We start from the raw sequence: 17,226 nt of genomic DNA, 5'->3' as shown, positions 1-17,226 counted from the left end.
ACCTCGTTGTTCGGACGCGCATTCAAAATCTGCAACGCCTTCGCCGGCAGGACTGTCGCTTTCAGACCGACCGGACAGGACGGTGTCTTCGACGTCTACTTCCGCCACCAGAAAATCCAAACCATCGACCTCAACGCAATCAGCCGATAGCATGGGAAACTGTTCGCGATGTCTTCGCACACCTGTTCGCGATGTCTCCGGTCCAAACACCCCCTTGAGGGGGAGATGTCTGGCAGGACAGAGGGGGGCCTCGTAGGGCGGCAACGGATAGCGGTTGAGCATCATGACCATGGAGCCTCCGCATGACCTTCTCCGCCCCGCATCTCCACCAAGCCTCCACCCGCACCGATCTCGTCGACTGGGGCGCCCAGCCCGATTCACTGGGGGGCGCCTCGCATTCCACCGGCAGGCTGGTGCACAAGGGGCCGGACAACCAGCCGGAATCCGGCATCTGGGTGTGCACGCCGGGCCGCTGGCGGCTCTCGATCCCGCGCGATGAACTCTGCCACTTCGTCGCCGGCCGTGCGACCTACCGGTCGGATGTCGGCGAGGTGATAGAAGTGTCGGCCGGGACCGTGGTCATGTTCCCTGCCGGCTGGACGGGTGAATGCACGGTTCACGAGACCATGCGCAACGTCTACATGCTGGCGTGAGAAGCATGATCCCGAAAAGTGGGAACCGGTTTTCTCGGACAAACGGTTTTCGTTTGTCCAGAGATCATGCTTAGGCAAGAATCGGAGCAAGACATGTCGACACCGCATTGGCCCGACGCCTCGAACGTGGAACTGGAGGATTGGGGCGCAGGCGCCAACACGCTCGCCGGCGCACCGCGCGCATCGGGCAGGATCCTCTCGAAAAATCCGGACGGATCGAGCGAATGCGGCCTGTGGTCCTGCACGCCGGGCACCCGCAAGGTCACCTTTGCCGCCGACGAGTTCTGCCACTTCCTGTCGGGCCACGGCAGCTATGCCCACGAGAGTGGCGAACAGATTCCGGTCGAGGCCGGCACACTCGTTTTCTTCCCCGCCGGCTGGACCGGCATTTCGATCATCACGCAAACGCTGACCAAGGCCTTCATGTGCCGGTGAGCCCCATTTCAAGGAAATAGATATGACCACGCCCATCATGCAATCCCCCCTCGCGATTACCGACCTCGTCGACTGGGGCGTCATCCCGACCATGATCGAGGGTGAGTCCCACACTTCGGGCAAGCTGCTCTACAAGGGACCGGAAGGCCGCTCCGAATGTGGGCTGTGGGTCTGCACGCCAGGCAAATGGCATTGCCATGTCACCCGCGACGAGTTCTGCCACTTCCTCGAAGGGCGCTGCACCTATGTCCATGAATCCGGCGAGGTCATCGAGATCGAGCCCGACACGGCAGCCTTCTTTCCGCAGGACTGGAAAGGCGTCTGCACCGTCCATGAGACGATCAAGAAGGTCTACATGATCCGCTGAGCCTTCTCGATCAGTCTTCAAGGAGGACGAAAATGCATTTCTCGCCCGATCGGCCGACTTTCTTCGTCAATCCCGACTACCGGTCGATGGCCGGCACGACAAAACCGGTGATCGATCCCGCGACGCTGGACACCGTCGGTGCGATCGCGCCCGCCAGCGATGGCGAGATCGACGCCGTGCTCAACGCGGCGACCCTGGCGCAACTTGCCTGGAAAAAACTCGACGCCAAGAGCCGGGCCAAGCACCTGCACGCCGTCGCCAACGCCATCGAGGCGGCGGACTTCACTCGCTGCGCCGAGCTGATGGTGCGCGAGATGGGCAAGCCCTATCCGGAAGCGATCGGCGAGATCGCCAATTGCGCGCCGATCTTCCGCTACTATGCCGAGATGGCGCGCGACGATGCCGGCAAGATCGCCGGCACGACGCAGGCCGGCTCGCTCCAGTATGCGCGCTACGAGCCCTATGGCGTCTCCGTGCACATCATGCCTTACAACTTCCCGATCCTGCTGATGTGCTGGACGGTTGCCGCGTCGCTCGCCGCCGGCAATGCCTGCATCATCAAGCCGGCCGAGGCAACGACACTGTCGACGCTGGACTACATGACTGTGTTCCGCTCGCTGCCGGAAGGCCTCGTCTCCTGCCTCCCCGGCGCGGCCGCCACCGCGCAGGCGCTGATCGCCTCCGAGCGCACCCATGCCGTTGCCTTCACCGGCTCGGTTGCCGCCGGCAAGGCGGTGGCGGTGGCTTGCGCCGAACGCATGAAACCTTGCGTCATCGAGGCCGGCGGCAGCGATCCGCTGATCATCAGCGAGCACGCGCCGCTGGAGGTCGCGGCGGCAGGCAGCGTCACAGCCGCCTTCCACCTCACTGGCCAGGTCTGCACCTCGGCCGAGCGCTTTTTCGTCGTCGACGCTGTGCATGACCGCTTCGTCGAGCTGTTCGCCGAAAGGACGCGGGCGCTGCGCATCGGCAACGGCATGGACAAGACCGAGATCGGCCCGCTGGTCAGCGAGGCTGCCCGTGCGAAAGTCATGCGCCTTGTCGACGACGCCATCGCACATGGCGCCAAGGCAGTGACCGGCGGCCGCATTCCGCCGGCGCACAACACCGGCTGGTTCTATGAGCCGACGATCCTCACCGGCGTCACCCCAGACATGGCGATCGTGCGCGAGGAGTGCTTCGGCCCGGTTGCCGCGATCTGCCGGGTCAAGGATTTCGACGAGGCGATCCGGCTGGCCAATGACAGCCCGTTCGGGCTCGGCGCCTCGGTGTTCACCACGGATCTCGCCGAGGCACATGAAGCAGCCGAACGGCTCGAGGCCGGCATGGTCTGGGTCAACAATCCCCTCATCGACAATGACGCCTTGCCCTTCGGCGGCTGGAAGGCCTCAGGCCTTGGCCGAGAACTGGGACGGCAGGGGCTCGATGCCTTCCGTCGCTCGAAGATGGTGATCATCGACCACAGACCGGCAATCCAGGAATGGTGGTACCCCTATCCCGACAGCTGGTTCCGCGAAACCGGCGGCCGCAAGCACGTATGAGGTGCACCTAAGCTGCACCCAGGCCGCTGGTTACGAAGGTAGCTCGGCCAAGCCTGCCTTTGGACTTGCGGGATCGACCGCTGCAAACACGGCGCTGGCCTCGCTGACGATGGAGACATGGTTCTTTGCTGCGATACCCGCGCTAGCACCGTCACCACGCAGGATCGCGGTGACGATGGCGTCGTGCTCCTGCCAGGACTTGGCCAGACGACCAGAAAGCCTGAACTGTGCGCGGCGGAAGGGCGCCAACCGGCTGCGCGTCATCACCGTCAGTTCGTAGATGTGGGTGCTGTGGGCGCCGCGATAGAGCCGGGTGTGGAACTCGGTGTTGAAATATTCATAGTCTTCCTCCGCGCCAAGCCGCACGAGACGGGCCGAGGCCTGATGTTCGACCTCCAGTGCACGGCGCTCGCCACCGGTCATGCGTTCTGCGCAGAAGCGCGCGCAAATCCCTTCCAGCTCGGCCATGCTTTCGAACATCGAGGCGAGATGCTCCTGCGTCACCACGGCAACAATGGCGCCTCGGTTCGGCCGCCTTTCGACAAGGCCCATGGCGCTAAGCTGGCCGAGTGCCTCGCGCACCGGCGTGCGTGACACCTCGAAGCGGGTCGCAAGCGACGCTTCATCGAGCTTTTCGCCGGGCCGCAGCACGCCGGTGACGATGCGGTCGCCGATCGCCCGCACCATCTGATCGACGGTCGTGCCCGACCGGATCAAGCTGCGTTTTCCCGACACGACTGCCTCCCCTGCCTTTGACATCCGGCGCCATGAAATCAAGCCGCCGCACAACACCACGACTCAGTTCGCACCCTCTATGCCTATGTTTTAATCTGCCTGTCAAATTGGCTATTTTCATGGCAAAAAGTGCATGCAATTGCCTTTGGCTTGTGCACTGCGAAAGACGTCATGCGCTGTTTTTACAGCATAAAATCACGTTATTGATTTGGCACGATGATTGCATACACTTTCTTATCGAGGCGTTAACCGGCTTCCTGAGGGGCCCTTAAAGAGGAGCATTAACATGACCGACCGTTTCATGCTTACCCGCCGCCAGTTGCTCAAGACGTCAGCCGTTGGGGCGGCGCTCGGCCTGGCTTCGGCGTCCTTTCCGCTTTCGCGGGCCTTTGCCGCCACGGCGACCGTCGGCTTCATCTATGTCGGTCCGAAGGACGATTACGGTTATAATCAGGCGCATGCCGAGGGCGCGGCGACGTTGAAAGGCATCGATGGCATTACCGTCGTCGAAGAGGAGAACGTACCGGAGACGGTCGATGTCCAGAAGACGATGGAATCGATGATCAATCTGGACGGCGCCTCGCTGATCTTCCCGACCTCGTTCGGCTATTTCGACCCCCACATGCTGGCCATGTGCAAAAAGTTTCCCGACGTCCAGTTCCGCCATTGCGGCGGCATGTGGGACAAGACCAAGCATCCGATCAATGCCGGCTCCTATTTCGGCTATATCGGCATGGGCCAGTATCTCAACGGCGTCGTCGCCGGCCACACATCGAAGACCAAGAAGCTCGGTTTCGTCGCAGCCAAACCGATTCCGCAGGTGCTGCTCAACATCAACTCCTTCCTGCTCGGCGCGCGCTCGGTCGATCCGACCATCACTTGCCAGGTGATCTTCACCGGCGAATGGTCGCTGGCGGTCAAGGAAGCAGAAGCCACCAACGCGCTGGTCGACCAGGGCGCCGACGTCATCACCTGCCATGTCGACAGCCCGAAAGTGGTGGTCGAGACGGCCGCCGGGCGCGGCGCTTTCGTCTGCGGCTACCATGCCAACCAGAGCCCGCTGGCGCCGGAAAAATATCTCACCGGCGCCGAGTGGAACTGGGCCAAGGTCTACAAGATGTTCGTCGACGATCTGACGGCCGGCACGCCGCTGCCGAACTTCACGCGTGGCGGCCTTGCCGACGGCTTCGTCAAGATGAGCCCGCTTGGCCCCGCCGTCGGCGAGCCGGCGCGCAAGCAGTTCGACGCAACATTGGCCGAGATGATGAAGGGCGGCTTCGCCGTCATCAAGGGACCGTTGAAGAGCAACAAGGGCGTCGTCGTCGCCACCGCGGGCCAGGCGTTCGTCGAAACCGCCATCGAGCTCGAAAGCATGGACTATCTGGTCGAGGGCGTCGTCGGCTCGACCGCGTGATCTGAGGGGAACCGAGCGATGACGGATACGGTGACAGGAGCCGGCATGCCGGCACTGTTCGGCGCCAGGGGATATCCTCCGGCGCTGGAATGGATCGCGCGGCGGGCGGAAGCCTTTGTCATTCCGCTGGTGGCGCTGATCGTCGGCATGGCGTTGTTCAGCCTGTTCATCTTGGCTGTCGGCAAGTCGCCGATCTTGCTTTACGAGACCATGTGGCGGGGTGGCTTCGGCTCGTGGTTCTCGGTGCAGAACTCGCTGTCGCGGGCCGCACCGCTGCTGCTGGCGGCGCTCTGCGTGGCGCTGCCGGCGCGGCTCGGCCTTGTCGTCATCGGCGGCGAGGGCGCCATCGTGCTCGGCGGCGTCGGCGCCGCGGCAATCGGCGTCGCGCTCAGCGGCGCACCGTCCTTCGTCGTCATTCTTGCCATGGGCGTGGCGGGCATGGCCGCCGGCGGCATCTGGATCGGTGCCGTCGGCGCGCTACGCCACTACCGGGCTGTGAATGAAACGATCTCCAGCCTGTTGATGGCCTACATCGCCATCGCGCTGATGAACCAGCTGGTGGAAGGGCCACTGCGCGACCCGGCCTCGCTCAACAAGCCGTCGACGCAGCCGCTGGCGGATATCTACCGCATCGGCAACATTCCGGGCATGGACGTGCATTGGGGCCTGGTCGTCGGCGTCGTCGCCTGCATCCTCTCCTGGGTGCTCATCGAAAAGACCCGCTGGGGCTTTGCCGCGCGCATCGCCGGCGGCAATGTGAGGGCGGCGCAGGTGCAGGGGCTGGCGGTCGGGCCGCTCATCGTCGGCTTCACCGCGCTGGCCGGCGGCTTCGCCGGACTGGCGGGCATGCTGGAGGTCGCCGCCGTTCAAGGCAGCGCCAATGCCTCGCTCGCCGCCGGCTATGGCTACACCGGCATCCTTGTCGCCTTCCTGGCCCGCCACAACCCACTGGCCATCATCCCGGTCGCCATCCTGCTCGGCGGCATCGACGCCTCCGGCGGGCTGATCCAGCGCCGCCTGGACCTGCCCGACGCCACCGTGCTGGTGCTGCAGGGCATGATCTTCATCGTCATCCTGTTCAGCGAAACCTTTTACGGCCGCTTCAAGGCCTTCAACCCAGATCTTTGGAAGAGGCCCGATCTCGCAAGGGGAGCCGCCTGATGGACGCGACCGAGATCGGCCTCTGGGGCGTGCCGCTGGCCATACTCGGCGGCGCCATCCGCGTGTCGACGCCCTTCATCTTCGTCTCGCTGGGTGAGGCGATCACCGAGCGCTCCGGCCGCATCAATCTGGGGCTCGAAGGCACGCTCGTCTTCGGCGCCATGACCGCCTATGGAGTGGCGGTAATGACAAACTCGCCCTGGCTCGGCCTGCTTGCCGCCGCCCTCGCCGGCCTGTGCTTCGGCCTGTTCCATGGCTGGATCTGCAAATTCCGTGGGGTCAACGACATCGCCATCGGCATCGCGCTGATGCTGTTCGGTTCGGGGCTGGCCTTCTTCTTCGGCAAGCCGTTCATCAAGCCAAAGGCGCCCAACCTGCCGGCCATCTCGTTCGGCGGCTGGTCCGACATTCCGCAGGTGCAGGCGGCACTCGATGTCAACGTGCTGTTCCTGATCGGCGCCGTGCTTTCGGTCATCCTGTGGTGGGCCTTCCGCAACACCCGTGCCGGGCTGATCGTGCGCGTCGTCGGTGACAGTTCGGATGCCGCACGTGCCATGGGTCTCAACCCCGACACGGTGCGGCTGCTCGCCACTGGCGTCGGCGGCGCGCTGGCCGGCATCGGCGGCGCCTATCTGTCGCTCTACTATCCCGGCAGCTGGACCGAGCGCATCTCGTCGGGACAGGGCCTTATGGCGGTGGCGCTGGTCATCTTCGCGCGCTGGAATCCGCTCGGATGCTTTGCCGCTGCGCTGCTGTTCGGCGGAGCGGGCGCGCTCGGGCCGGCGCTGCAATCGGTCGGCGTCACGCAAGGCTACTACCTGTTCTACGCCGCGCCCTACATCCTAACCCTCATCATCATGATCGCCACCTCGTCGCCGACACGCTCGCTTGCGGGCGCGCCGGGCGAATTGTCGATCACCAAATGACTGGAGTTTTGCCCGTGAACGCCAGAGCCGAAATCACCCAGCACACGATCGACGCCGAACCCTATCCATGGCCGTACAATGGCGATCTCAGGCCCGACAACACGGCGCTGATCATCATCGACATGCAAACCGATTTCTGCGGGCCGGGCGGCTATGTCGACCATATGGGTTACGATTTGTCGCTGGTGCGGGCGCCGATCGAGCCGATCAAGTCGGTGCTCTCAGCGATGCGGGCCAAGGGCTACACCATCATCCACACGCGCGAGGGGCATCGGCCCGATCTTGCCGACCTGCCGGCCAACAAGCGCTGGCGCTCGCGCCGCATCAATGCCGGCATCGGCGACCCCGGTCCGTGCGGGCGCATCCTGGTGCGCGGCGAGCCCGGCTGGGACATCATTCCCGACCTCTACCCGATCGAGGGCGAGCCGATCATCGACAAGCCGGGCAAGGGCTCATTCTGCGCCACCGACCTCGAGTTGATCCTCAACCAGCGCGGCATCCAGAACATCGTGCTGACCGGCATCACCACGGATGTCTGCGTGCACACCACCATGCGCGAGGCCAATGACCGCGGTTATGAGTGCATGATGCTGGAGGACTGCTGCGGGGCGACCGATTACGGCAACCATCTGGCGGCGATCAAGATGATCAAGATGCAAGGCGGCGTTTTCGGCACGGTGTCGAATTCGACGGCGCTCGTGGCTCAGTTGCCATGAGGAGGCCGCGATGAGCGAAAGGAAAGCCGTCGGCGTCGAAACAATCGGCATGACCATGCGCTTCGGCGGCTTCACGGCACTGGACGCCGTGTCGGTGAAGGTGCCGGCGGGTTCCTTCCACGCGCTGCTCGGCGAGAACGGCGCCGGCAAGTCGACGCTGGTCAAATGCATGATGGGTTTTTATCACCCGACCTCGGGTGACATGCTGGTCGATGGCCGCGAGGTTAAGATCGCCAGCCCAAAGGACGCCTCGGCGCTCGGGCTCGGCATGGTCTACCAGCATTTTACGCTGGTGCCCTCGCTGACCGGTGCCGAAAACCTCGTCATCTCGCGCGAAAAGGTTCCCGGCATCATCGACTGGCGCAAGGAGCGTGGCGATCTCGGCGTGTTCATGGAGCGCATGCCGTTCAAGCTGCCGCTTGACGTCAAGGTGGCGGAGCTTGCCGCCGGCGAGAAGCAGAAGCTCGAAATCATCAAGCAGCTCTATCTCGGCCGCTCCTTCCTGGTGCTGGACGAACCAACCTCGGTGCTGACCCCCGGCGAGGCGCAGGAGGTGCTGGGGCTTGTGCGCGACATGACGAAAGCCGGCGACCTGACCGTGCTGATGATCTCGCACAAGTTCCATGAGGTCACGGCCTTCGCCGACGATGTCAGCGTTTTGCGCAAGGGCAAGCTGACGGGAACCGGCCGCGTCGCCGATCTCGACCACAAGGCGATGGCGGCAATGATGATCGGCGACCAGCCGATCGCCGCCCTCGACAGCCGTGCGGCACCGAAACCGGACGCCGAGATCGTGCTCAAGGTCAAATCGCTGAAGGCGCCCGACCGCACCGGTCTGAAGTCGATCCGCATCGAGGACCTCGGCGTGCGCTCCGGCGAGATCGTCGGCATCGCCGGCATTTCCGGCAATGGCCAGAAGGAGTTTCTGGAAGTGCTGGCCGGACAGCGGCCGCGCGACGCCGGCGAAGTGCTGGTGCGCGGTTCCGCCTACGCGGCGACGCGCGCCGAGGCGCGCGCGCTCCACGTACGGCTCATTCCCGAGGAGCCGCTGAAGAATGCCTGCGCGCCGAAAATGACGGTGGCCGAGAACATCTCTTTCCGTACCTTCGACATCGACGGCAACGGCAGGCCGATAAGCTGGATAAGCGCCGGCGCCATCCGGGCGTTCAGCGCCAGGCTGGTCGAGCAATTCAAGGTCAAGACCGCCTCGCTGTCCTCGCCCATCGCCTCGCTGTCGGGCGGCAATGTGCAGCGCGCGGTGCTGGCGCGCGAACTGACCGGCGAGGTCGACTTGCTGATCGTCTCCAATCCATGCTTCGGCCTCGATTTCTCGGCCGTGGCCGAGATCCGCGCACGCATCATGAAGGCGCGCAATGCCGGGGCGGCCGTGCTTTTGATGTCGGAAGACCTCGACGAGCTGCTGGAACTGTCTGATCGCATCTTCGTCATGTCGGACGGCGCGCTGGTCTATGAGACGCCGATCGCGCAGGCGAGTGTGCAGACCATCGGCGAGCATATGGCGGGACATCACTGATGGCCGAAATCGATGCGCAACCATTCGCCTTTGCGTTCAAGCCCGACACGATGGCGCTGGTCGTCATCGACATGCAGCGCGACTTTGCCGAGCCCGGCGGTTTTGGTGCCAGTCTCGGCAACGATGTCAGCCGGATTACGGCCATCGTGCCGACGGTGAAGAAATTGATCGAGGGTTTCCGCGCCGCCGGCCTGCCGGTCATCCATACGATGGAGTGCCACAAGGCCGACCTTTCCGACCTGCCGCCGGCCAAGCGCAACCGCGGCAATCCATCGATCCGCATCGGCGATGTCGGGCCGATGGGCCGCGTGCTGATCGTCGGCGAGCCGGGTACGGCAATCCTCGACGAGCTCAAGCCGCTGCCTGGCGAGATCGTCATCGAGAAACCCGGCAAGGGAGCCTTCTATGCAACGAGCTTTGGTGATGAGCTCAAGCGGCTCGGCGCGCAGCAGCTGGTTTTCGCCGGCGTCACCACCGAAGTCTGCGTGCAGACGACGATGCGCGAGGCCAATGATCGCGGCTATGAATGCCTGCTCGCTGAAGACGCGACGGAAAGCTATTTCCCTGAGTTCAAGACGGCGGCCATCGCCATGATCCGCGCGCAGGGCGCCATCGTCGGCTGGACGGCGACGACCGACCAGGTGCTGCAGGGACTTGCCAATGGCTAATCTGAGTTTTGCCGGCCTCATCGATGGCGGCTGGCGCGACCTGGCGTTCGAGCCTTTTCGCGAGGGCATCACGGTGCACTGGCTGCTCAAGGGCGGACCGGTCGAACCGTCGGTGGCGATCCTCGACTACCGGCCCGGCGCGGGCGTGCCGCGCCACCGCCATGTCGGGCTGGAAACCATTGTCGTGCTCGAGGGCACGCAAAGCGACGAGAATGGCTGTTATCCCGCGGGCAGCGTCGTCCTTAACCCGGTCGGGACCGAGCATTCGGTGTGGACGAAAGACGGCTGCGTCGTGCTGATCCAATGGGACCTGCCGGTGATCATTCTGGGAGAGGCCACATGAGCGATATCCGCTTCGACATCGGCAGTCTGCATGCGGCCTATGCGGCCGGCGTAAGTGTAACCGACATGATCGATGCCGTGCATGAGCGCATCGTGGCGGCCGACGATCCCGGCATCTTCATTCATCTTGCCGCCAAGGCGGAGATGCTAGCGCAGGCGCGAACACTCGGGCCGTTCGATCCGGTGGGCAAGCCGCTGTGGGGCGTGCCGTTCGCGGTCAAGGACAACATCGATGTCGCCGGCATGCCGACGACCGCCGCCTGCGCCGAATATGCCTATGTGCCCGACCAGGACGCCACCGTGGTGGCCCGGCTGAAGACGGCTGGCGCGTTGGTGGTGGGCAAGACCAATCTCGACCAGTTCGCCACCGGCCTTGTCGGCGTGCGCACGCCGTATCCGATCCCCAGGAACGCCGTCGATGCCAGCCTGGTGCCGGGCGGTTCCTCATCGGGATCCGCCGTGGCGACGGCGCGCGGCATCGTCTCCTTCGCGCTCGGCACCGACACGGCCGGCTCCGGCCGCATACCCGCCGGCCTCAACAACATCGTCGGGCTGAAGCCGACGGTCGGCGCGTTGTCAGCTGCCGGCGTCGTGCCGGCCTGCCGCACGCTCGACTGCATCTCGGTGTTCGCGCTCACCGTCGACGATGCCTATGCCGTGTACGGCGTCGCGGCGGCCAAGGACACGGCCGACGCCTATTCTCGCGCGGTCAAGGTGCCGGCGCTTGCCACGCGTCCGCCGGTGCTGAGCGTCGGCGTGCCGGCGAAGACTGACCTGAAGTTCTTCGGCGACACCTCGATGCAGGCAGGCTTCGAGGCGGCCCTTGCGGTGCTGGAAAAGCTCGGCTGCCGGCTGGTCGAAATCCCGTTCGGCGATTTCTATGCCACCGCCAATCTGCTCTACGAAGGCGCCTGGGTGGCCGAACGCTATGCGGCGATCCGCGACTTCATGGACGCCAACGAAGCGGCGCTGCATCCGGTAACGCGAAAGATCATCGGCGGCGCGCGCGGCCTGTCGGCGGCCGATGCATTCAAGGGCCTTTATGCGCTGCAGGCCTACAAGGCCAAGCTCGGCCCGGTCATCGCTTCGGTCGACCTGTTCTGCGTGCCGACCGCGCCGACGCATTACGCCCTGGAGGCGGTGCGAGCCGATCCGATCACCACCAACAGCCGGCTCGGCACCTACACCAATTTCGTCAATCTGCTCGATATGTGCGGCATCGCAGTGCCGACCGGCAAGCGCGACGACGGGCTGCCGATGAGCGTGACCTTGCTCGCCATGGCGGGCAAGGATTGGCTCACGGCTGGACTCGCCCGCGACATCCATGCCGCGAGTGGCCTGCCGCTCGGCGCGACCGGCTGGGCGCAGCCGGGTAGCCCGCCACTCGGCGAATGCGCGGCAGACGAGATGATCGATCTGGTGGTTGTCGGCGCGCATCTTTCGGGCATGCCGCTCAATGGCCAATTGCGGGAGCTCGGAGCCCGGTTCTCGAGGAACGCGAAGACAACGCCTGCCTATCGGCTCTATGCACTTGCCGGGCAAGCCGTGCCCAAGCCTGGCCTGGTGCGCGTAGCCGGCGACGGCATGCAGATAGACGTCGAGGTCTGGCGGCTTGATCCGGATGCCTTCGGACGCTTCGTCGCCGCCATCCCGGCTCCGCTTGGCATTGGCACGATCGAACTCAACGACGGCACGTCGGCAAAAGGCTTCCTGGCCGAGACGGCCGGCCTGTTGGCCGCAACCGACATCTCGATACACGGCGGCTGGCGCAGCTTTATCGCCAATTCGCGCGAACCGGAGCGCCGTCTGGAGAGCGTTCCGAGCGGCTGATCGGGCTCCCTGGGAGCCGTCGCGTCCTCGACGATGACGCGACCAACTCCGCGCCGATGCGGCTTACGCCTCGATCGCTTCGACCAAAGCGCGTGAGACCGATGCTATCACCGCATTGCGCTTGGCCAGGCTCTGCTTGGTGCCGGTCAGATAGACCGACATCAGAATCGGATTGCCCGACGTCGGCCAGATGACGGCCGCGTCATTGGTGCTGCCACGATCGCCGGTGCCGGTCTTGTCGCCGCATTTCCAGCCTTTCGGCAATCCGGCTCGGATACGGTCGTCGCCGGTCTTGTTGGCCACCAGCCAGTCAACAAGCTGCGCCCGGCTCTTTTGCGAGAGGCTGTCGCCGAGAGCGAGGCGTTCACAGTCGTCGATCATGGCCAACGGCGAGGTCGTATCGCGGGGATCGTCCGGCGCCGATTCGTTCAGCTCCGGCTCGATGCGGTCGAGCCTGGTCACCGTATCGCCGATCGAGCGCAGATAGGTGGTCAGTTGCGCCGGTCCGCCAAAGGAGTCCAGCAGCAGATTGGCGGCCCCATTGTCGCTGACGGTTACCGCGGCCTCGCAAAGCTGCGCCACCGTCATCTCGCCGCCGGCGTGGTTCTTGGTGGTTGGCGAACTCGCGACAACGGCGTTATGCGGCACCTCTATGCTGCGGTCGAGCTGTTCGATGCCGCCCTCGACGCGGTGCAGGATGAGTGCCGCGGCAAGTGTCTTGAAGGTGCTGCACATCGGAAACAGCTCATTCTCGCGATAGCCGAATTGCGCCGTCGTTCCGGCGATCCGGCAGGCCACGCCAAGCCGGCCGCCGCTTTTCGCCTCAAGCCGCCTTATTTTCGGCGTCAGCCCATCAAATTTTGTCGGGCTTATTGCCGCCTTCGCCATCGCGCTCAACGTGATGGGGGCCGTCAAAACCACCGCGAGACCACCAATGAAACTGCGTCTGCTTGTCATGTCCACACTCTCTCTTGCCCCGCGCCGCAGGACTGGCCCCAATCCGGCGGCGCCGCAAACGAGTAAACATCGCCTCCGTCATAAGAAAAACTAGGGCTGGACCGATGAAGCGATCGCACCTCCCGCTGAATGGCTTGCGCGCTTTCGAGGCCGCCGCCCGGCATCTCAGCTTCACCGGCGCCGGCCTCGAGCTGCGCGTCACCCAGGCCGCCGTCAGCCATCAGGTCAAGGGTCTTGAAGAGGTGCTTGGCGTCAGGCTGTTCCGCCGGCTGCCGCACGGGCTGACTTTAAGCGAAGAAGGCGAGGCGTTGCTGCCGGTTTTGAGCGATGCCTTCAACAGGATTGGCATCACGCTCGACCGCTTCGAAGGCGGCCGCTTCCACGACATCGTCACCGTCGGTGTCGTCGGCACCTTCGCCTCGGGCTGGCTGATCCCGCGGCTTCCGCTGTTTCACCGGGCCTATCCGGACATCGAATTGCGCATCTCGACCAACAACAACCGGGTCAATCTGGCCGCCGACGGTCTCGACTTCGCCATCCGCTTCGGCGACGGCTCCTGGCCGGGGACAGACAACACGCCTCTGCTGCCCGGCGCGTTCTCACCCGCTTGCGCGCCCGACATCGCCGCGCGTCTGCGTGACCCCTTGGATCTCGGGCGCGAAACGCTGCTCTGCTCCTACCGGGAAGACGAATGGCTGCGCTGGTTCGAGGCGGCCGGGCGCCATTGCCCACCGATCAAGGGCATCGTCTTCGATTCTTCCGTCACTATGGCCAATGCCGCCGTCCAGGGCGCCGGCGTAGCGCTGCTGCCCGTGTCGATGTTCAGCCGCGAGCTTGGCTCCGGCCAGTTGGTACGGCCTTTCAGCAGCACGGTCGATGTCGGCCGCTACTGGCTGTCGGCGCGGCGCCGGCGCCAGAACTCGCAGGCGATGACGACCTTCGCCGATTGGCTGAAGGCCGAGGCCACCGGTAATGCCTAAGCGCCCCAGACCACCGCTTGCTCATGTCGCTTGATCAGGTGCTTGAGGTTGTCGAAACCAAGACGGATGTGCTTGGCAAAGGCGTCGACGGCCGGTGCTCGCGGCGTGTCGGCGAGCCTGAGCAAGCCGAGCGCCCGCTCTGGATGCGGGATCGCCAGCGGCAGCGCGGTGATCGCCTTGTCCCGGCGGAAGGCAAAGACGACGCTGTGCGGCAGCACGGTCAGCGCGTCGGTTTCCTTCATGTAGTTGATGGCGCTGGTCAGCGAGCCGCCAGAGTAGCGAATTTTTATCTCCGTCGCGCCGAGCGACAGAAGCAGGCTGCGCAAATCCTCCAGCAGCGGGCTGCCAGGCGGCGGCGCGATCCAGGGATAGTCGAGCAGGTCGCTGGTTTTCAGCTTGCGCCGCAGCAGCAGCGGATGCGTCGACCGGCAAGCGACGACATTGCGGCCAGGCAGGATTTCGCGGAACTCCATGCCTGACCCCTCTTTCAGGATATCGATCGGACAGACGGCGAGGTCGATGCGATCGGCATTGATGGCCGCGCGCAGGTCCGGCAGATAGCCATAGCTCTGGTCGATACGCACATCCGGATAGGCGTTCTGGAAATCGGCGATCATGCCGGAGATCAGTGCGTCCATGAAGAACGGCGTGCCGCCGACCCGCACCACGCCGGAGCGGCCCTGGCTGAAATTGGCGACGATGTCGGAGGCCTTGCGTGATGCCGCTAGCATCACCTGGCCATGATCGGCGAGCGCCTGGCCGAGCGGTGTCGGCTGCAAAGGCCGGCGGCCCTTCAGAAAAAGCGGCTCGCCCAGCCGCTTTTCCAGCATCGACAATGTGCGCGAAACCGCCGGCTGTGATAGGCCGACAAGCGCGGCGCCCTCGGTGACACCCCCTGCCTGCACGACCGCCGCCAGCTGGATCAAATGCCGTTCATCGAGTTTCATACCAATATGGTATATTAAATCGGCCAGAAATCATCATCTTTGTATCCGGCCTCCGGTATTGTCCCTTGGTGAGATGGAACCGGGGAGGAGCATGTCACATCCAGGCATACCGTCGTTCAACGAGGCCAACTCCGCCGAGATGGTCGCCCAACGCCTTTTGAAGGCCAAGGCCGGACCGTTGCCGCGCTTCCTGGCGACTGTTGTCGACCATCTCCACCAGATCGTCCGGGAGACACGTCCGACAGCGGCGGACTGGCGGCAAGCCATCGCTTTCCTCACCGAAATCGGCCATGCCAGCGACGACAAGCGGCAGGAATGGGTTTTGCTGTCCGATCTCCTCGGCGTCACCGCGCTGGTCGAGGATATCAATTCCCGTCGCCCGAACGGCGCCACCCCCAACACCGGGCGCGGCCCGTTCTATCGTACCGACGCACCACGGCTGCCGCTCGGCGCCGACATTTCTCTCGATGGCGTTGGCGCGCCGCTGACCGTGACAGGTCGCGTGGTCGACCTCGACGGAATGCCTGTAGCGGGTGCGACGGTCGAGACCTGGCAAGCCAACGCTCAAGGATTCTATGAGAACCAGCAACCCGATCTGCAGCCAGAATTCAATTTGCGTGGCGTCTTCACTACCGACAGCGATGGCCGTTTCCACTACCGCACGGTGAAGCCGGCCGGGTATGGTGTGCCGGATGACGGCCCGGTCGGGCAGATGCTTGGCCGGCTAAATTACCCGCTCAGCCGGCCGGCGCATCTGCATTTTCTCATCCGCGCCAACAATTTCGAGACCCTGACGACGCAAGTGTTCGAGCGCGGCGATCCGCGTCTGAGCGAAGACGCATTGTTCGGCGTTAAACCCGAACTGGTCGGCGATTTCAAACGTGCCGGCAACAGCTGGTCGCTCGATTTCAGCTTCGTCATGGCAATGGCGCGCAAGGGGAGCCGGGCGGCATGACGAGGCAATTCACCTATTCCGGCAGCCCTGCCCACATCGTCTTCGGTAATGGCGCCTCGTTGGAAGTCGGCTCATGGGTCGAAAAACTCGGCTGCAAGCGTGCGCTGGTGCTGTCGACGCCGCATCAAATAGCCGATGGCGAAGCGCTGGCGAAGCGGCTTGGGCCGCTGGCGGCGGGAACCTTTTCGGGCGCGGCCATGCACACGCCGGTCGATGTGACCGAAGCCGCCATGAACACGGCAAAAGAAATCAGCGCCGACTGCGTCGTCTCGCTCGGCGGCGGGTCCACCACTGGTCTCGGCAAAGCGATCGCGTATCGCACCGACCTGCCGCAGATCGTCATCCCGACCACCTATGCCGGCTCGGAAGTGACGCCGATCCTCGGCCAGACCGAGAACGGCGTGAAGACCACCGTGCGCGATGCAAAAATCCTGCCGGAAGTGGTGATCTACGACCCCGAACTGACCATCGGCCTGCCCATAGCGATGAGCGTCACCTCAGGCCTCAACGCCATGGCGCATGCGGCCGAGGCGCTTTACGCGCAGGACCGCAACCCTGTCTCGACGCTGATGGCGACCGAAGGGCTGCGCGCCCTTAAGACGGCACTTCCAGTGCTGGTGAAGGAGCCGAGGAATCTCGAAGCCCGCGGCGACGCGCTCTACGGCGCCTGGCTGTGCGGCACGGTGCTCGGCACTGTCGGCATGGCGCTGCATCACAAGATCTGCCACACGCTTGGCGGCTCCTTCGACATGCCGCATGCGGAGACCCATGCGGTGATGCTGCCGCACACGATCGGCTTCAACGCCGTCGCCGTGCCCGACCTACTCAAGCCCGTCGCCGACATCCTTGGCGGTAGCGCCGGCGGCGGTCTCCACGATTTCGCCAAATCCGTCGGCGCGCCGCTCACACTCCGGGAACTCGGCCTCAAGCAGGGCGATCTCGATAGCGCCGCCGAGATCGCGACGAAGAATCCATACTGGAATCCGCGGCCTTTCGACCGCGCCGCAATCCGCGCCCTGTTGCAGGACGCGTGGGAGGGAAGACGACCACAGAACTGACGGCAAC

19 protein-coding genes are annotated in these 17,226 nt (G+C 64.4%); 15 read left to right on the top strand and 4 right to left on the bottom strand.

Annotation, left to right across the window (positions count from 1 at the left end; genetic code table 11):
- On the bottom strand, positions 1–291 hold a 291-nt coding region (locus A3A9_RS45555; protein WP_210163693.1), incomplete at its 3' end, for a hypothetical protein.
- Positions 292–302: 11 nt separating this feature from the next.
- Here A3A9_RS45555 and A3A9_RS0114875 point away from each other — a divergent pair.
- The 4 genes from A3A9_RS0114875 (at position 303) to A3A9_RS0114860 (ending at position 2,996) form a co-directional block, all read left to right on the top strand.
- A complete protein-coding gene (locus A3A9_RS0114875; protein WP_027059490.1) occupies positions 303–653 on the top strand; it encodes a cupin domain-containing protein in 351 nt (116 codons plus the stop codon).
- A 93-nt stretch (positions 654–746) separates the two neighbouring features.
- Positions 747–1,088, top strand: a complete 342-nt coding sequence (locus A3A9_RS0114870) for a cupin domain-containing protein (protein WP_027059489.1) — start codon at positions 747–749, stop codon at positions 1,086–1,088.
- A 22-nt stretch (positions 1,089–1,110) separates the two neighbouring features.
- A complete protein-coding gene (locus A3A9_RS0114865; RefSeq protein WP_027059488.1) occupies positions 1,111–1,455 on the top strand; it encodes a cupin domain-containing protein in 345 nt (114 codons plus the stop codon).
- Between the two features lie 32 nt (positions 1,456–1,487).
- The gene (locus A3A9_RS0114860; protein ID WP_027059487.1) at positions 1,488–2,996 is read left to right on the top strand and encodes an aldehyde dehydrogenase family protein; all 1,509 of its coding nucleotides are present in this window, start codon (positions 1,488–1,490) and stop codon (positions 2,994–2,996) included.
- Between the two features lie 30 nt (positions 2,997–3,026).
- Here A3A9_RS0114860 and A3A9_RS38810 read toward each other — a convergent pair whose 3' ends face one another.
- Positions 3,027–3,683 (bottom strand): GntR family transcriptional regulator, encoded by a 657-nt coding sequence (locus tag A3A9_RS38810; protein WP_430515883.1) that lies wholly within the window; start codon positions 3,681–3,683, stop codon positions 3,027–3,029.
- Between the two features lie 334 nt (positions 3,684–4,017).
- On the opposite strand from A3A9_RS38810, the gene A3A9_RS0114850 reads away from it, so the two are divergent.
- The 8 genes from A3A9_RS0114850 to atzF are packed head-to-tail and all read left to right on the top strand — an operon-like array spanning position 4,018 to position 12,322.
- Positions 4,018–5,145: a BMP family ABC transporter substrate-binding protein gene (locus A3A9_RS0114850; protein WP_027059486.1), complete on the top strand. Its 1,128-nt coding sequence runs from the start codon at positions 4,018–4,020 to the stop codon at positions 5,143–5,145.
- An 18-nt stretch (positions 5,146–5,163) separates the two neighbouring features.
- Positions 5,164–6,306, top strand: coding sequence for an ABC transporter permease (locus A3A9_RS0114845; RefSeq protein ID WP_082222082.1), 1,143 nt, complete (start codon positions 5,164–5,166; stop codon positions 6,304–6,306).
- Positions 6,306–7,232, top strand: coding sequence for an ABC transporter permease (locus A3A9_RS0114840; protein ID WP_027059484.1), 927 nt, complete (start codon positions 6,306–6,308; stop codon positions 7,230–7,232). Before A3A9_RS0114845 ends, A3A9_RS0114840 begins: the two co-directional genes overlap by 1 nt.
- Before the next feature lie 14 nt (positions 7,233–7,246).
- A complete protein-coding gene (biuH, locus tag A3A9_RS0114835) occupies positions 7,247–7,948 on the top strand; it encodes a biuret amidohydrolase (RefSeq protein ID WP_027059483.1) in 702 nt (233 codons plus the stop codon).
- Between the two features lie 10 nt (positions 7,949–7,958).
- Positions 7,959–9,482, top strand: a complete 1,524-nt coding sequence (locus A3A9_RS0114830; RefSeq protein WP_027059482.1) for an ABC transporter ATP-binding protein — start codon at positions 7,959–7,961, stop codon at positions 9,480–9,482.
- A complete protein-coding gene (locus A3A9_RS0114825) occupies positions 9,482–10,150 on the top strand; it encodes a cysteine hydrolase family protein (protein ID WP_027059481.1) in 669 nt (222 codons plus the stop codon). Before A3A9_RS0114830 ends, A3A9_RS0114825 begins: the two co-directional genes overlap by 1 nt.
- Positions 10,143–10,493: a cupin domain-containing protein gene (locus A3A9_RS0114820; protein WP_027059480.1), complete on the top strand. Its 351-nt coding sequence runs from the start codon at positions 10,143–10,145 to the stop codon at positions 10,491–10,493. The genes A3A9_RS0114825 and A3A9_RS0114820 overlap by 8 nt, the downstream gene beginning before the upstream one ends.
- Positions 10,490–12,322, top strand: a complete 1,833-nt coding sequence (gene atzF, locus A3A9_RS0114815) for an allophanate hydrolase (protein WP_027059479.1) — start codon at positions 10,490–10,492, stop codon at positions 12,320–12,322. Before A3A9_RS0114820 ends, atzF begins: the two co-directional genes overlap by 4 nt.
- A gap of 63 nt (positions 12,323–12,385) precedes the next feature.
- Here atzF and bla read toward each other — a convergent pair whose 3' ends face one another.
- Entirely contained in the window at positions 12,386–13,279 is an 894-nt protein-coding gene (gene bla, locus A3A9_RS0114810) for a class A beta-lactamase (protein WP_027059478.1), read from the bottom strand.
- A gap of 104 nt (positions 13,280–13,383) precedes the next feature.
- Between bla and A3A9_RS0114805 the strand changes: the two genes are divergently transcribed.
- On the top strand, positions 13,384–14,259 hold the full coding sequence (locus tag A3A9_RS0114805; RefSeq protein WP_027059477.1) for a LysR family transcriptional regulator: 876 nt from the start codon (positions 13,384–13,386) through the stop codon (positions 14,257–14,259).
- Here the strand turns inward: A3A9_RS0114805 and A3A9_RS0114800 are convergent.
- Positions 14,256–15,206, bottom strand: a complete 951-nt coding sequence (locus A3A9_RS0114800; RefSeq protein ID WP_027059476.1) for a LysR family transcriptional regulator — start codon at positions 15,204–15,206, stop codon at positions 14,256–14,258. The genes A3A9_RS0114805 and A3A9_RS0114800 overlap by 4 nt on opposite strands.
- Positions 15,207–15,297: 91 nt before the next feature.
- On the opposite strand from A3A9_RS0114800, the gene A3A9_RS0114795 reads away from it, so the two are divergent.
- Together A3A9_RS0114795 and A3A9_RS0114790 are read left to right on the top strand one after the other, a co-directional pair.
- Positions 15,298–16,161: a dioxygenase gene (locus A3A9_RS0114795; RefSeq protein ID WP_033838550.1), complete on the top strand. Its 864-nt coding sequence runs from the start codon at positions 15,298–15,300 to the stop codon at positions 16,159–16,161.
- The gene (locus A3A9_RS0114790; protein WP_027059474.1) at positions 16,158–17,219 is read left to right on the top strand and encodes a maleylacetate reductase; all 1,062 of its coding nucleotides are present in this window, start codon (positions 16,158–16,160) and stop codon (positions 17,217–17,219) included. Before A3A9_RS0114795 ends, A3A9_RS0114790 begins: the two co-directional genes overlap by 4 nt.
- The last annotated feature ends 7 nt before the right edge of the window (positions 17,220–17,226 follow it).

Origin of the sequence: Mesorhizobium loti CJ3sym (genome assembly GCF_000472785.1) — a bacterium.
GTDB lineage: Bacteria > Pseudomonadota > Alphaproteobacteria > Rhizobiales > Rhizobiaceae > Mesorhizobium > Mesorhizobium loti_E.
Note: the sequence above shows the minus strand (reverse complement) of the source record. Positions and strands in the feature narration are given on the sequence as shown.

Coding starts and splice junctions, on each gene's coding strand:
- A3A9_RS0114875 (WP_027059490.1), top strand. CDS start 303: ATGACCTTCTCCGCCCCGCATCTCCACCAAGCCTCCACCCGCACCGAT.
- A3A9_RS0114870 (WP_027059489.1), top strand. CDS start 747: ATGTCGACACCGCATTGGCCCGACGCCTCGAACGTGGAACTGGAGGAT.
- A3A9_RS0114865 (WP_027059488.1), top strand. CDS start 1,111: ATGACCACGCCCATCATGCAATCCCCCCTCGCGATTACCGACCTCGTC.
- A3A9_RS0114860 (WP_027059487.1), top strand. CDS start 1,488: ATGCATTTCTCGCCCGATCGGCCGACTTTCTTCGTCAATCCCGACTAC.
- A3A9_RS38810 (WP_430515883.1), bottom strand. CDS start 3,683: ATGGTGCGGGCGATCGGCGACCGCATCGTCACCGGCGTGCTGCGGCCC.
- A3A9_RS0114850 (WP_027059486.1), top strand. CDS start 4,018: ATGACCGACCGTTTCATGCTTACCCGCCGCCAGTTGCTCAAGACGTCA.
- A3A9_RS0114845 (WP_082222082.1), top strand. CDS start 5,164: ATGACGGATACGGTGACAGGAGCCGGCATGCCGGCACTGTTCGGCGCC.
- A3A9_RS0114840 (WP_027059484.1), top strand. CDS start 6,306: ATGGACGCGACCGAGATCGGCCTCTGGGGCGTGCCGCTGGCCATACTC.
- A3A9_RS0114830 (WP_027059482.1), top strand. CDS start 7,959: ATGAGCGAAAGGAAAGCCGTCGGCGTCGAAACAATCGGCATGACCATG.
- A3A9_RS0114825 (WP_027059481.1), top strand. CDS start 9,482: ATGGCCGAAATCGATGCGCAACCATTCGCCTTTGCGTTCAAGCCCGAC.
- A3A9_RS0114820 (WP_027059480.1), top strand. CDS start 10,143: ATGGCTAATCTGAGTTTTGCCGGCCTCATCGATGGCGGCTGGCGCGAC.
- atzF (WP_027059479.1), top strand. CDS start 10,490: ATGAGCGATATCCGCTTCGACATCGGCAGTCTGCATGCGGCCTATGCG.
- bla (WP_027059478.1), bottom strand. CDS start 13,279: ATGACAAGCAGACGCAGTTTCATTGGTGGTCTCGCGGTGGTTTTGACG.
- A3A9_RS0114805 (WP_027059477.1), top strand. CDS start 13,384: ATGAAGCGATCGCACCTCCCGCTGAATGGCTTGCGCGCTTTCGAGGCC.
- A3A9_RS0114800 (WP_027059476.1), bottom strand. CDS start 15,206: ATGAAACTCGATGAACGGCATTTGATCCAGCTGGCGGCGGTCGTGCAG.
- A3A9_RS0114795 (WP_033838550.1), top strand. CDS start 15,298: ATGTCACATCCAGGCATACCGTCGTTCAACGAGGCCAACTCCGCCGAG.
- A3A9_RS0114790 (WP_027059474.1), top strand. CDS start 16,158: ATGACGAGGCAATTCACCTATTCCGGCAGCCCTGCCCACATCGTCTTC.